This is a genomic window from Paenibacillus endophyticus (genome assembly GCF_014192395.1).
Classification (GTDB): domain Bacteria; phylum Bacillota; class Bacilli; order Paenibacillales; family Paenibacillaceae; genus Pristimantibacillus; species Pristimantibacillus endophyticus.
This window is the reverse complement of the sequence record NZ_JACHXW010000027.1, coordinates 50,721-64,691: the sequence shown is the minus strand read 5'-3', so window position 1 is coordinate 64,691 and position 13,971 is coordinate 50,721. Positions and strand designations below refer to the sequence as shown.

At 50.0% G+C, this 13,971-nt stretch carries 14 protein-coding genes; 10 read left to right on the top strand and 4 right to left on the bottom strand.

Annotated features, from left to right (window positions below; genetic code table 11):
- Positions 1 to 44 precede the first annotated feature (44 nt).
- A complete protein-coding gene (locus FHS16_RS28290) occupies positions 45 to 656 on the bottom strand; it encodes a superoxide dismutase (RefSeq protein ID WP_138755821.1) in 612 nt (203 codons plus the stop codon).
- Positions 657 to 1,001: 345 nt separating this feature from the next.
- On the opposite strand from FHS16_RS28290, the gene FHS16_RS28285 reads away from it, so the two are divergent.
- From FHS16_RS28285 to folE, 8 genes are all read left to right on the top strand, one after another.
- Positions 1,002 to 1,424, top strand: a complete 423-nt coding sequence (locus tag FHS16_RS28285; protein WP_183570570.1) for a GNAT family N-acetyltransferase — start codon at positions 1,002 to 1,004, stop codon at positions 1,422 to 1,424.
- A 109-nt stretch (positions 1,425 to 1,533) separates the two neighbouring features.
- Positions 1,534 to 2,091 carry a DUF402 domain-containing protein gene (locus FHS16_RS28280; RefSeq protein ID WP_183570568.1) on the top strand — a complete coding sequence of 186 codons (558 nt, stop codon included), beginning with the start codon at positions 1,534 to 1,536 and terminating at the stop codon, positions 2,089 to 2,091.
- 2 nt (positions 2,092 to 2,093) lie between these two features.
- On the top strand, positions 2,094 to 2,711 hold the full coding sequence (gene lepB / locus FHS16_RS28275; RefSeq protein WP_183570638.1) for a signal peptidase I: 618 nt from the start codon (positions 2,094 to 2,096) through the stop codon (positions 2,709 to 2,711).
- Between the two features lie 13 nt (positions 2,712 to 2,724).
- On the top strand, positions 2,725 to 3,159 hold the full coding sequence (gene rnhA, locus FHS16_RS28270; RefSeq protein WP_183570566.1) for a ribonuclease HI: 435 nt from the start codon (positions 2,725 to 2,727) through the stop codon (positions 3,157 to 3,159).
- A 3-nt stretch (positions 3,160 to 3,162) separates the two neighbouring features.
- Positions 3,163 to 4,350: a tRNA epoxyqueuosine(34) reductase QueG gene (gene queG / locus FHS16_RS28265; protein WP_183570564.1), complete on the top strand. Its 1,188-nt coding sequence runs from the start codon at positions 3,163 to 3,165 to the stop codon at positions 4,348 to 4,350.
- Positions 4,343 to 4,882, top strand: a complete 540-nt coding sequence (locus tag FHS16_RS28260) for a methylated-DNA--[protein]-cysteine S-methyltransferase (RefSeq protein ID WP_312891109.1) — start codon at positions 4,343 to 4,345, stop codon at positions 4,880 to 4,882. Before queG ends, FHS16_RS28260 begins: the two co-directional genes overlap by 8 nt.
- A 123-nt stretch (positions 4,883 to 5,005) precedes the next feature.
- Positions 5,006 to 5,227, top strand: a complete 222-nt coding sequence (locus tag FHS16_RS28255; RefSeq protein WP_183570562.1) for a YneF family protein — start codon at positions 5,006 to 5,008, stop codon at positions 5,225 to 5,227.
- A 35-nt stretch (positions 5,228 to 5,262) separates the two neighbouring features.
- On the top strand, positions 5,263 to 5,856 hold the full coding sequence (gene folE, locus FHS16_RS28250) for a GTP cyclohydrolase I FolE (protein ID WP_183570560.1): 594 nt from the start codon (positions 5,263 to 5,265) through the stop codon (positions 5,854 to 5,856).
- 356 nt (positions 5,857 to 6,212) lie between these two features.
- Here the strand turns inward: folE and FHS16_RS28245 are convergent, their stop codons facing one another.
- Positions 6,213 to 7,298, bottom strand: coding sequence for a Fe-Mn family superoxide dismutase (locus FHS16_RS28245; protein ID WP_183570558.1), 1,086 nt, complete (start codon positions 7,296 to 7,298; stop codon positions 6,213 to 6,215).
- Between the two features lie 81 nt (positions 7,299 to 7,379).
- The gene (locus tag FHS16_RS28240) at positions 7,380 to 8,432 is read right to left on the bottom strand and encodes an alpha/beta hydrolase (RefSeq protein WP_183570556.1); all 1,053 of its coding nucleotides are present in this window, start codon (positions 8,430 to 8,432) and stop codon (positions 7,380 to 7,382) included.
- A 254-nt stretch (positions 8,433 to 8,686) separates the two neighbouring features.
- Here FHS16_RS28240 and FHS16_RS28235 point away from each other — a divergent pair, with 254 nt between their 5' ends.
- The gene (locus FHS16_RS28235) at positions 8,687 to 9,430 is read left to right on the top strand and encodes an IclR family transcriptional regulator (protein WP_183570554.1); all 744 of its coding nucleotides are present in this window, start codon (positions 8,687 to 8,689) and stop codon (positions 9,428 to 9,430) included.
- A 245-nt stretch (positions 9,431 to 9,675) separates the two neighbouring features.
- Here FHS16_RS28235 and acnA read toward each other — a convergent pair whose 3' ends face one another.
- The gene (gene acnA / locus FHS16_RS28230) at positions 9,676 to 12,399 is read right to left on the bottom strand and encodes an aconitate hydratase AcnA (RefSeq protein WP_183570552.1); all 2,724 of its coding nucleotides are present in this window, start codon (positions 12,397 to 12,399) and stop codon (positions 9,676 to 9,678) included.
- A 244-nt stretch (positions 12,400 to 12,643) separates the two neighbouring features.
- On the opposite strand from acnA, the gene FHS16_RS28225 reads away from it, so the two are divergent.
- On the top strand, positions 12,644 to 13,963 hold the full coding sequence (locus FHS16_RS28225) for an amidase domain-containing protein (RefSeq protein ID WP_246432013.1): 1,320 nt from the start codon (positions 12,644 to 12,646) through the stop codon (positions 13,961 to 13,963).
- Positions 13,964 to 13,971: the final 8 nt, after the last annotated feature.

Genomic DNA, 13,971 nt, shown 5'->3' with positions numbered 1-13,971 from the left:
CGCCGTCTCATAAATGAGACAAGCGCCGTTTCAATTCCAAACAATTATTTTACAGCTGCTTCGTAACGTTTGCCAACTTCATCCCAGTTAACTACGTTCCAGAACGCCGCGATGTAATCAGGACGTTTGTTTTGGTAGTTCAGGTAGTAAGCGTGCTCCCATACATCAAGACCAAGAACTGGCGTTTCGCCTTCCATGATCGGGCTGTCTTGGTTCGGCAAGCTGTATACTTTCAATTTGCCGTTAGCAACTGCTAGGAATGCCCAGCCGCTGCCGAAACGAGTTGTTGCTGCTTTAGCGAAATCAGCTTTGAAAGCCTCGAAGCCGCCAAGCTCGCTTTCGATTGCAGCTGCAAGAGCGCCAGTTGGTGCGCCGCCAGCGTTCGGAGCAATTGTTTCCCAGAACAAGCTGTGGTTAGCATGTCCGCCGCCGTTGTTGCGAACAGCTGTGCGAATGGCTTCAGGTACGCTTGCAAGGTCAGCAATCAATTCGTCGATTGATTTGCTTTGCAATTCTGGAGCGGACTCCAGTGCAGCGTTAAGGTTAGTCACGTATGCGTTATGGTGACGGCCGTGGTGAATTTCCATTGTAGTCGCATCGATGTGCGGCTCAAGTGCGTTGTGCGCGTAAGGCAAAGCTGGTAGTTGATGTGCCATTATTTACAGCCTCCTAATTTGTATGTAGTTATTCCATTCCATTATCCCTTATCCGATCGAATAAATCAACATTATTGTTTCAAAAGTCGAAAGGGGAACAGCGCTCGAAATAGGGTATCACCGTCCTATGGAAATTATACGAAGTAGGTGCAAGGAACGGCATCCGTTAACACAAAAACCGATTAAATGACTGTAAGCGCTTAATATAAAGCGTTTTCACGAGATAATCGATGATTTGTTTAATTTTTTTAAGGAATATTAAAGATTCAAGCAGGATTTCGTTAAATTTTGTCGTAATATATTCTAAATGCAGTACTATGACATGGTATAGAAGGTGTAATTTTAATGAATGTTCGTTCCTTCCAGCTGTCCGATTACCGACCAATTACAGCACTGCTTGAGGATGTTCTTACCGAAGAGTGCTACGAACAAACGATGGAGGCTTTTGCCCGCCAGTTGTCATGGGATAGTGATTTGGTTCTAGTCGCTGTCGAAAACTCCGAGATCGTGGGCATGATTATCGGTACGATCGATAATAACAAAGGTTATTATTATCGCATTGCCGTGTCTCCCCTCCACCAACGGAAAGGGATCGGCAAAACGCTTATCCAGTCACTGCGTCAGCGCTTCGAACAGCGCAATGTCACAAAGATACTAATTACCGCGGACGAGCACAATGAGCCTGTTCTGCCGCTGTATGAATCGATGGGCTACGTTGCCAACGATTTTATCAGATCATTTCAGAAGCTTAGTATTGTAGCCGGTTAACGCGAACTTTACTGCATGTACGTTGTACGCAGGGCATATCTGCATCGCCATTGCTTTTGGCGGTCAGATATGCTTTTCTTATTACTATATACTATATGAGGAGAACGGGATGGAACCATATCGGCACTGTGTTATCAAAAGCTTTAAACATAACGGTCACATTCACCGTACTTGGCAGCAGAATTGGCTTGTTCCGGACGAGCTGCTTGATGACAAGCATAGAGCGGAAGCGATGAAGGTATTCATTAACCGCCAAACGCCAATTCAAGAGTCGGATGGGAAGATATGGATCAGCCGTGTGCCGGCAGTCTCGTTTTTTATACCGAAGCAGTGGTTCAATGTCGTTGCTTTATTGGAAGAAGGAGGCGTTCGCTACTATTGCAACATTGCTTCTCCTCCTTATTTGCAGGGCGATGTATTGACCTATATTGATTACGACCTGGATGTTATTCGTACGGCAGGCGGCGAGAGGTCCATCGTGGATCAAGATGAGTATGAGCTGCATAAGGCGGCCTATCACTATCCGAAGATGGTGGATGAGAAGGTGCAGATCGGCCTTTCTGCGCTATTGGAGCGCATGGATCAGAACCTGTCACCTTTCCAGGATAAGCTCATTACATCCTATTACGAGGCATGGGTCAAACGCAGCGATGAGGTGGAACAATGAGCATGAACGAGCTGAGCGGCGGCCGAGACAAGGATCAAGCTGCTGAGAACCAGGAAGCCGGTGCTTCCAAGCAGACACCTGCCGGCAAGCGGCCACGCTGGATGACAGAGACGGAGGATTGGGCCAAAACGCTGATCATTGCCTTTTCGGTCGTGCTGCTCCTGCATTTTTTTGTATTCAACCTCTCTAAGGTTGAAGGGCATTCCATGGAGCCGACGCTTACCGCTCATGAATGGCTGTTTGTAAACAAATTTATATATCTGGTCAGCAAGCCGAAGGTTGGCGATGTCGTTATTCTGAAGGAACCGGATACAGGCGACGGGGAGCAGAAGTACTTAGTCAAACGCATTGTCGGCATTCCCGGCGACCGCATCGAGGTTCATGACCAGCAGCTTTATCGTAATGGATTGCTTGTCGATGAGCCTTATACGGACACTGCAATTGAAGATATGAGCTACGGGCCAGAGGTTATTAACGATGGGCATTACTTTGTCATGGGAGACAATCGCCACGCTAGGGCAAGCTTGGACAGCAGATCGTTCCATGCGGTGCCGAAAGGGCTTATTAGGGGCAGGGCGGATTTCATCCTATGGCCATTCAAAGAGATAAAAGCGCTCTAAGGAGGATTCAACTATGAAGGACGTTATGATCTATACGGATGGAGCATGCTCTGGCAACCCGGGTCCGGGCGGCTGGGGAGCGGTGCTCTTTTTTGGCGTCCATCAGAAGGAAATCTCAGGCGCGGAGAAGCACACGACAAACAATCGCATGGAGATCCAAGCCGTGATCGAAGGCCTATGCATTCTGAAGGAGCCGTGTCAGGTCAAGGTGTACAGCGATTCCGCATATGTCGTGAATTGCTTTCAGAAGGGCTGGATTAAAGGTTGGCTCCGCAACGGCTGGAAAAACAGCAAGCAAGAGCCCGTTGAGAATCAAGAGCTTTGGAAGGCGCTTTGGGAGCTTATGAAGAAGCATAAGGTAGAATACGTAAAGGTAAAAGGCCACAGTGACAATGAATGGAACAATCGCTGTGACGAGCTTGCTCGTGCAGCGATTAAACGGTTGTAGCGTATGAGCGATAAATGGGAAAAGCTGAAAGCGGAGATGCAGGCGGCTGCGAAGAGTCTGGGTATCGACAAAATCGGCATTGCTTCGGCAGATCCGTTTGTATCCCTAAAGCAAATATTGCTGCGCCACCGCGAGCTTGGCCGAGAGTCGGGCTTCGAGGAGCCTGACATCGAGAAGCGTACGAATCCCGCATTGTTATTCGATAATCCACAGTCAATCATTGCGATTGCAATCGCATATCCCTCGAAGCTGAAGGATCCGCCCAAATCGGAGCCTGGAGCAAGGCGGGGTATTATGTCCCGTTCGGCGTGGGGAGAAGATTACCATAAGGTACTCCGCGACAGGCTGGCCAAGCTTGAGGCGTGGCTTCGGGAGCGGGTTCCTGAGCTGCGTGCAGAAAGCATGGTCGATACGGGAGCCTTGTCGGACCGAGCCGTAGCAGAGCGTGCAGGCATTGGCTGGAGCGCTAAGAATTGCTCGATCATCTCGCCTGAGCTTGGATCATGGATATATCTTGGCGAGATGATTACGAATTTGCCTTTCGCACCGGATGAGCCTGTCACTGAAAGCTGCGGAACGTGCACGAAATGCATCGATGCGTGTCCGACCGATGCGCTGGTTGGACCGGGACAGCTGAATTCGAGTCGCTGTATTTCCTTCGTTACGCAGACGAAGGGCATGCTGTCAGATGAGTTTATGCGCAAAATCGGCAATCGGCTCTACGGCTGCGATACGTGTCAAACCGTCTGCCCGGTGAACCGAGGCAAAAGCTGGACGCATCAGCCGGAGCTGCAGCCCGAGCATGAGCTGGTGAAGCCTTTGCTTGTTCCTTTGTTGACAATTGGCAACAAGGAGTTTCAGTCCAGATACGGCCGAACCTCCTCGGCATGGCGCGGTAAAAAGCCGATTCAGCGCAATGCGGTTATCGCGCTTGGCAACTTCAAAGAAGCAAGCGCAGTACCGGATTTAATAAGGGTGCTGGAGCAGGATACGCGCCCGGTGCTGCGCGGGACGGCAGCATGGTCGCTTGGCAGAATCGGCGGAGAGCAAGCGAGCGCTGCATTGCAAGCCGCTTCTGATAAAGAAAGCGATGAAGAAGCGCTGCAAATGATTCATAATGCGCTATTCGCGCTAAGTGAAGGCAAAAGGACTGAACAGTCCGCGATAGAAGCAGGTGACCACGGTGAGTGAAACGTTTTATGCGACAACAATGGATACGCCTATCGGTCCGTTAACGCTGACAGTTAATGACGAAGCCATTTGTTATTTGGATTTTGCCCCGTACGAGGCTGCCTCGGAGAGGTTCCGTCAGTGGGCTGGTCGGCAATTGGGCCAGCATGCTGCAGATATGGTATTGGTTGAAAAGGCTAACCATGTTTTGCTTAAAGAGGCTGACAAGCAACTTAAGCTTTATTTTGAAGGAAGCCTGCAGCAGTTCGATCTTCCCCTGCACATGCACGGCACGCCTTTTCAGAAAAAAGTGTGGGCGGCTCTTGAGCAAATCCCGTATGGAGAGACAAGAACCTACAAGGATATCGCCGTTATGATAGGCCAGCCAGGCGCGATGCGTGCAGTAGGCGGGGCGAATAACCGCAACCCGGTTTCGATTATTGTGCCATGCCATCGCGTGATTGGAGCAAGCGGCCAAATGGTGGGGTACGGCGGCGGGTTGCCTATTAAAATAGCGCTGCTCGGCCTAGAGCAAACCGTTAGGAATAAGTGATGGATTCCGTTCCAAAAAAGGAAGAACCTGCAAGAATACGTTCGTTGCGCGTACGGGATGAACATGCTATCATGGGAACATTATACACACAGCAGGAGATATAGAAAGGGTCTGGTGAAAGGTATGTCTTGGGTTAATATCGTAGTTCCTATCGTTACATTATTGGCAGGAGCGGTTGGGGGATTTTTTGTAGGGGTATTCTATCTGCGCAAGCAGCTTGAGAAGATGCAGAACGATCCGGAAATGATTCAGAAGATGGCCAAGCAAATGGGCTACAACCTTAATAAGCAGCAAATGCAAAAGGCGCAGCACATGATGAAAAACCAAAAAATGCCTCGGAAATAAAGTTTTCGTGAGGGAGGCGGGAGGAGAATTCGGAAATGGCGGGAAGGAAAGACTACGTCAATTCGGCTGTAACGAGCAATCGTGAACAGATTGAGTATCATATAAAAGAAGTATTGAAGCTGATTGGTGAAAATGTCGAGCGCGAAGGTTTGCTTGAAACTCCTGCTCGTGTAACTCGGATGTATGAGGAAATTTTTGCCGGCTATGAGGTCGATCCTCGCGAGGTGCTGGGCGTAACTTTCGATGAGCAGCATGAAGAGCTGGTCATTGTCAAAGACATCGTCTACTACAGCCAATGCGAGCATCATATGGCTCCATTCTTCGGGAAAGCGCATATCGGCTACTTGCCAAGCGGCAAAATAGCAGGGCTTAGCAAGCTTGCAAGACTCGTAGAAGCGGTTACCCGCCGCCTGCAGGTGCAAGAGCGTATTACATCACAAATCGCAGACATCCTCGATGAGGAGATGCAGCCTCATGGCGTAATGGTCGTGGTGGAAGGCGAGCATCTCTGCATGTGCGCGCGCGGCGTGAAAAAACCTGGCAGCAAGACGGTCACATCCGCTGTGAGAGGCGAATTCCGTACCAATTCCGCCCTTCGTTCCGAGTTCCTTACTCTGCTTAAGCAATAGCATGACAACATAAAGTCCGACTAGGGAGCATCCCTGTCGGGCTTTTGTTGATAGATAAGCATTTATATGTTTTCACATGAAAATTTGCTTTTCTATCTCCGCGAAACGACTGCTTTTGCCACAGAGGACGGCTTCAGCCGTTTGCGCTTGACGTATAGGAAAGCATATGAGTTTGCTCATCCTTTCTCTATACGTTTCGTCGAAACGATGGCGTCTATAGAAAGTACGCCGTCAGGCGTTTCTTCTTAAAATATAGGAAAGTATATGATTTCGCCATCCTTTCTCTATATTTCTCGGTATGAAACGCGCTGCGCCGCCAAAGGACGGCGACAGCCGTTTCACCTTGCATAACGGAACTAGTAGGGGGCCCATGTTAGTTTGCGTGCTTCCTCAAAGCGCTCGTTCACGAACGGCCATATGACAACGTTCCACCAGCTTTGAACATAATCGGCACGATTGTTTTGATGCTTGAGGTAATAGGCATGCTCCCACACATCGAGTGCGAGAATAGGAACAACATCCCATTGCGACAGGTTCTGATGCTTCTCGGCCATCAATATTTCAAGTCTTCTGCTGCGCGGGCTCCATACGAGAAGAGCCCATCCGCCGCCTTCCACCTTTATGGCTGCTTCGCTGAACTGCCTCTGGAAAGCTGCCGGGCTGCCGAAATCGGTTCGGAGCTGCTGGCTCAGCGCCCCGACCGGCTCACCCCCGCCATAAGGTGACATGATGCTCCAGAACAGTGTGTGCAAATAATGCCCGGCGCCGTTGAAGGCAAGCTCGCGCTCCCAATGCTTGACGAGCTCGAATCTATTCGATTCACGCGCGGCTTGCAGCTGCAGTTCAGCTTTATTCAGGCCGTCGACATAGGCTTGATGATGAATATCGTGATGGATACGCATTGTTTGCTCATCTATATAGGGCTCAAGCGCATCGTAAGCATAAGGAAGCGGCGGCAGCTGATGCCCGCCAACGGGAACACGTTGAAGAGGTGCGCTTTGCTCACGGCTCGAAGAACGGTTCGCGCCTTGGCGGTAAGCGCTCATTAAGCCGACGTAATAGTTTGATTCCCGAATCGCATGCAGCATAACGGTTCGGGATAGCGGCGTTGAGACAGCAGCTGTGCGCTCCATGAGCTGTGACAGCTGATCGATATACGTACGGGACTGCTCAAGCGCCGCATCAATCAGGGATTCGATCGTTTGCTCCACATAGGCAGGCAAACGAGTAGGATAAGGAAGCCATTCATCCAGCCGCTGATTCGTATAATGGGCAGTTTGGGAGAAAACGGGCTCCCAGGATTGAATAAGCTGAACGTATTGCGGTTCGAGCTCCGGCGATGCTTGCATAATAAAAGCAGCATGCTCCTTTTCTTGCAGCTTCCAATGGCGAATCAATTCCATGACGCGAACGGGCATGAGCGCTCCGTAAACAAAAAGCACGACCATCGCCTCCTTTGTTGCAACAAGTGCATCTATGTTAGATGTATTCGTTGTCAAAGGGGCTTATGTCGTGCTTGTCGATTATATTCGTTCAGCTTGGAGCTGCTGATCGACTTGGCTGAGAAACAAAGCAGCTCTCTGAATATATTCGCTCGGATGAACCTGGAACAGCAGCTCGTGCTTGCCATCCTGTACGATCCAAGAGCGGGAAAGAACGTTTCCTTGGCCTTCGGCAATCGCTTCGGCTGTTTCGAAAGGGGCTTTCACATCGTTGGTGCCATGGATGATGAACAACGGGATATCATACACATTAGCGATGACTTCGCTGGCTGGAATGGAGCCGAAGCTCGTTCCCGTCCATAATGGAATCATGGATTCAATTAATGGCAATGAGAAATCCGGCAAGGATACGAATTGATTCAAGTTATCGAACAATGCTTCTGAGCTTGGGATAAATAAGCTGTCAAGAATCATAGCATCGATCACATCAGTCTGAAGGGCAGCTTGCAGGGCAGTGCCTGCGCCCATTGAGAAGCCCCATACGACGATGTCCTCTGCCCCGCGTGACTTGGCGTAATCAACAGCTGCAAGCAGCTGCTGCGACTCCTCCAGACCTCCTGTTGCCGGAGCTTTGTATTGCTTCGAGGCGTATCCATAGTCGAAAAGCAATATATTGTAATTCAAGCCGTGAAGCAGCTTGGAGAGTTCATACATAGGTACCCATGATTCTTCACGATTGGCACCGTATCCGTGGCTGAAAACGACCGTTCGAGCAGAGGGCTCAGACAATGTGCTATCCGCATCTGCAGGAATGAACCAGCCGCTGACCGTCGTATCGCCGCTTTTACTAGGGAAAATGACATCCTCGTAATCTAGGCCGATAGCCGCTTGCGGATTGGAGGAGAGCGGAGCCACATAAGGATAAGCAAGCATCCAAGCCACATAGCCGTGAAAGATAATGATGGCAAGCAAGCACATGGCGGTTACGGAAGCGACAGACGCAATAAGCAAATGCTTGCCGCGGCTTCTCGTTCTTCGCAAGAGGAATGAATGGTCGGAATCTCCGAGCGGAAAGGGTTGAAGGCTCTGCGGGAACCCGCCTTCAAGCGGCATTGGTGTCATTATCGTGCTCATGTCGGTGTCCTCCCTCTGCGTGCAAACGTCTATATGGTCTTAAACAAGCCATAAGTTGTAAGCGCTTTTTGTTTCTAGTACTTTTATCGTAGTCCGGTCCTAGGAGCCTGTCAATTGATGTCGAGGTAATGTTAATCATTTGTAATATTGCTGTAATGTAAAGAACTTTTCTTTACGTGGATGGAAGCAATGAGTTATACTGAATGAGAATCGGTTTCATTGGATGAAACCCTTTGAATGGGAGGTGCAGCTGCATGGAAGAAGGAAAATCGACGGTTCGGGCAGTGGATCGGGCGCTGGATATTTTACTGTGTTTTACTTCGAAAACGGACTGGGCGATGACGGAGATTGCCGAACATGTTGGCCTGCACAAAAGCACGGTTCACCGGATGCTTGCAACGCTTGAAGAAAAGGGCTTCATTGAGCGGGATCGCTCGACGGACCGTTATCATTTGGGTATGAAAATGTGGGAGCTATCCGCCAATATATCACGTTCTGATGATCAAGCTACGATTTGGCTGCCAGAGATGGAGAGGCTTCGCGATCAGCTGGGAGAAACAGTTAGCATATACGTAAGAGACGGCTCTGAGCGGATTCGCATGCAGGCCGTACAGAGCAACCAACCCGTAAGGCGGGTGGCGCCGGTGGGTGCAAGACTTCCTCTTTATGCAGGTGCTTCGAGCAAAGTACTCATTGCCTATTCTGACCCATTGGTGCAGGAGAGCATATTCGGAGATCCAGCATGGCTGTATTCGATTGATCTGGATCTTTATAAGCAGCAGCTGGAGGAGATTTGCCAGCAAGGGTATGCCACAAGCTTTGAGGAGCGAGAGCCCGGCGCTGCTGCGTTGTCTGCTCCAATATTCAATCGGACGGGCAAGCTGGCCGCCGCGTTGTCGGTTTCGGGTCCGGCAAGCAGATTAACGATGCAGACGATGCGGGATTACGCTCCGGTTATGATGGAGTCGGCCAAACGAATGGGAATTATGATTTTATAGGCAGGAAGCAGCTCTGGGATAAGTTCCGGAGCTGCTTCTTTTTTGCGTAGTAAAAGGATGTGGCTTCCATGAAAATCAATGTTGGAAACTTTAGCATCTACTTGTACATAACGCGTAATATAGGATAAAAAAATAACCTTCAGCTCCACTCGTTCAGTGGTGTTGAAGGTTATTTTGAGCATGTTGCGAAATGGGTTCAAGTTCAAGCGGGTTTACCTAATAAGAGTACACCCATTGTTCAGCAATTAAGCTGTTGTGTTCATGTTCGCAATCATTTGGCGAAGTACCGTTTGAAGGATGCCGCCGTTGCGGTAGTAATCAACGTCAACTACGGAATCAAGACGAACAATCGCTGGGAAATCGAATGTCGTGCCGTCTTCGCGCGTCGCTGTAACGGTTACTTGCAAGCCTGGCGTTACGTCATTGGACAAGCCAACGATGTCGAACGTTTCACGGCCGGTAATGTTAAGCGTCTTCCAGCCTTGGCCCTCTGGGAATTGAAGCGGCAGTACGCCCATGCCGACAAGATTGGAGCGGTGAATACGCTCGAAGCTTTCAGCGATGACAGCTTTCACGCCTAGAAGGAAAGTACCTTTTGCCGCCCAGTCGCGGGAGCTGCCTGTACCGTACTCTTTACCAGCAAGCACAACAAGGTTTTTGCCTTCTTTCTGATATTTCATCGAAGCATCGTAGATGGACATCACTTCGTCAGTTGGAAGGTAAGTCGTTACGCCGCCTTCTGTGCCAGGAGCCACTTGGTTACGAATACGGATGTTCGCGAACGTTCCGCGCATCATGACTTCGTGGTTACCGCGGCGTGAGCCGTACGAGTTGAAGTCTTCGCGTTTAACGCCGTTGTCGATCAAGTATTGGCCGCCCGGGCTGTTAACGGTAATGTTGCCGGCAGGGGAGATATGATCCGTTGTTACGGAATCGCCCATAAGCGCAAGCACATTTGCCGAATGGATATCTTTAATGTCGGTTAAATCCGGTCCAAGGTTTTCGAAGAACGGCGGGTTTTGGATGTAAGTTGATTTGTTATCCCACTCGTAGCTTTCGCCTTTAGGAACCGAAATCGCGTTCCAACGCTCGTTTTGTGTAAACACGTTCTCGTATTTATCGCGGAACATTTGCGGGTTAAGCGCAGCTGTCATCGCGTCGTTGATCTCTTGGGACGTAGGCCAGATATCTTTGAGGAATACCGGTTTGTTGTCCTCTGTGTAACCGATAGGTTCGGTTGTCAAATCGATATTAGTCGTACCTGCAAGCGCATAAGCGATAACAAGCGGCGGCGAAGCCAGGTAGTTTGCTTTTACTTGTGCATGGACGCGACCCTCGAAGTTACGGTTACCGGATAGTACGGCGGATACCGTCATATCGTTGTCGGCAATTGCTTTGCTGACTTCATCCGGAAGCGGACCGGAGTTACCGATACAAGTTGCGCAGCCGTAGCCTGCAACGTGGAAGCCAAGGGCTTCAAGCGGCTCGATTAGATTTGCTTTTGTTAGGTATTCCGTAACGACGAGCGAGCCAGGCGTCAGGGAGCTTTTAACGTAAGCAGGTTTTTTAAGTCCCAGGGCTACAGCTTTCTTAGCCACGAGGCCAGCGCCAACCATTACGCTTGGGTTAGATGTGTTCGTGCAGCTAGTAATAGCGGCAATTACGACTGCGCCAGTGCCCATTTTGCTCACTTGGCCGTCATTGTGCTTAACCGTTACCACTTGCTCGATTTTCTCGTCGCTTAGGCCGTATCCGCCTTTGTCGATCGGCGTTCGGATGATGCTGTTGAACGATTCTTTCATTGCAGTAAGCTCAACGCGGTCTTGCGGACGTTTTGGACCTGCAAGGGAAGGAACGATGGTTGAAAGGTCAAGCTCAACTACATCCGTAAATACTGGATCCGGTGTATCGTCCGTGCGGAACATATCTTGTGCTTTATAGTAAGAGCCTACAAGCTCAATAAGGTCCTCAGAACGACCCGTTTGCTGCAGGTAGCTGAGTGTTTCGTTATCTACAGGGAAGAAGCCGATTGTAGCGCCATATTCCGGAGCCATGTTGGCAACTGTAGCACGGTCAGCAAGGCTGATGTTCGAGAGGCCGGGGCCGAAGAACTCAACGAATTTGCCGACAACGCCTTTTTTACGCAAAATTTGAGTGACGGTAAGCGCAAGGTCAGTTGCTGTGGAGCCTTCCGCAAGCTTGCCAGTCAATTTGAAGCCAATAACCTCAGGCATTACAAAATATAGCGGTTGGCCAAGCATACCAGCTTCAGCCTCGATACCGCCAACGCCCCAGCCAACAACACCGAGTCCGTTGATCATCGTTGTATGCGAATCCGTACCAACGAGGGAATCAGGGAATACGACCGTTTCGCCGTCGATTGTTTTGGTTGCAGCAACGGATGCCAGGTACTCTAGGTTAACTTGGTGAACGATACCTGTGCCCGGCGGAACCGCGCGGAAGTTATCGAATGCCGTTTGTGCCCAGCGAAGGAAGCGGTAACGCTCTTCGTTGCGCTCGAACTCTACCTTCGTGTTGTACTCAAGCGCTTCAGGTGTACCGAATGCGTCAACCATGATGGAGTGATCGATTACAAGGTCAACCGGAACGAGCGGGTTGATTTTTTTCGGGTCTCCGCCAGCTTTTTTCACCGTATCGCGCATTGCCGCAAGGTCAACGACAACGGGAACGCCTGTGAAATCCTGCAATACGATACGAGCAGGGATGAAAGGAATTTCTTTATCTTCGCGTCCGTCAGCCCAAGTTGCAAGCTGCTTTACATGTTCTGGAGTAATGGCGCGTCCGTCGAATTGGCGAACAGCCGCCTCAAGCAATACTTTAATAGAGAAAGGCAATTTGGAAATATCGCCTAATCCTTGTTCTTCAAGTCCGCCTAGACGGTAGTAAGCGTAAGATTTGCCACCCGCGTCCAGCGTTGTGCGAACCGAATAATGATTTTGTGTAGCCATCGTCATTCTCCTCTTTGAATGTAGTTTGTGTTTCATACTGTGAAACACAATTTCAAAATCGCTATATCTACAGTATATCGTTAAAATAGTGCTTACGTAAAGTCCAATTATGTCTTTTTCGGCATGCCTGCCACTCCAAAACGTAAACTTACGAATGTTACATGAAACGTAGGGCTGCTTCATATAATGAAGCAGTTAATCTGCGTTTAGCTTGCAGTCACGACTAAGTGAAGGAGGGATTGCTTTGCCGCGAACAGGTAACCGGGGACAAGGGTATGCGGGTCTGAAAAAAACGCAAGCTCCACCTAAACAGACTGCCTCCGAGCGCAAACCGCAGCTTAAGGGCGCAGCGCCGCCAGCTCCGAAGCAGCAGGCTTCTGCCGAATTGCATGCGATGCGCCAAGACGAACTAAACCGCCATGCGCCGCATGACCGGGAACGCTCGAACCAGGATGAAAAGTCGCCAAGGCAGCAGACGTCTAAGCTCAATTCGCTGCTTCGTTCATCCGATTACGAGCAACGAGACGGGGAAGAAAAGCTGCGTGGCTGGAAATCAGCCGTTCACCGGTATGTGAGCCTGTACAATCAGGCGGAAGCCAATCAGCATGCAGCCGTGCTCACCGATTACGTAACCGACTCGGATCATTGCGACCGCCTTCGCGGCAGGCTCGAACGCCTAAGAGAGCGCGATTTGCTCAGAGGCGCGCTTCCGGCCGGCAGCGAAACGAAAGCGGAGCTCATTCGCGTTAACGAATCATCCAGCGAGGTTTCTGTCCTCGTCAGACTGCATATCAAACGGAGGATGGAGCAGTCAGGACGGTATTATATGGAGGAAAGATCCGAATTCGAGCGTCTTTGGCTTGGATTGTCAGGCGGTGCCTGGGATGTGCTGCGCGTTGAGCCGATTATTGCAGAACGCAGACCTCGCTTTGGCACAGCAACCGACAACTGGATGACCATCGATGACTATTCGGAGCTATTTGGCGATCTATCGTCACCATCAACACCATACTTAAATTATGACCTATTACAGCAATTCAAACACAGACCATCCGGTATTCGGTACAGGAGAGATTTGGTTGCGGCATACGCGGACCGTTGGTGGAATGAAGGAAACCCGGCATATGAGCTTTTTGAGGTGAATTGTACCAATTACGTGTCGCAGTGCATCTTTGCAGGCAATGCCCCGATGAACTATACTGGTAAAAGAGAAACGGGCTGGTGGTATAAAGGACGAAATAAAGGCAGCGAATGGTGGAGCTACAGCTGGGCCGTTTCGAATGCAATAACCAATTATTTGACCGGCTCCAAGTCTTCCGGCTTGCGCGCGGAGGTTATGCAATCTGCTGACGAGCTGCAGTTAGGGGATATCATCACCTATGACTGGAATGGCGACCAACGCTTCCAGCACAGCACGGTCGTAACCGCCTTTGACTCGTTCGGCATGCCGTTAGTAAATGCCAATACCGTTTCCAGCAGGCATCGCTACTGGGATTATCGTGATTCCTATGCATGGACGGAACAAACGAAGTATCGTTTTTTTCATATTGCCGATCTATTATAAATTATTGT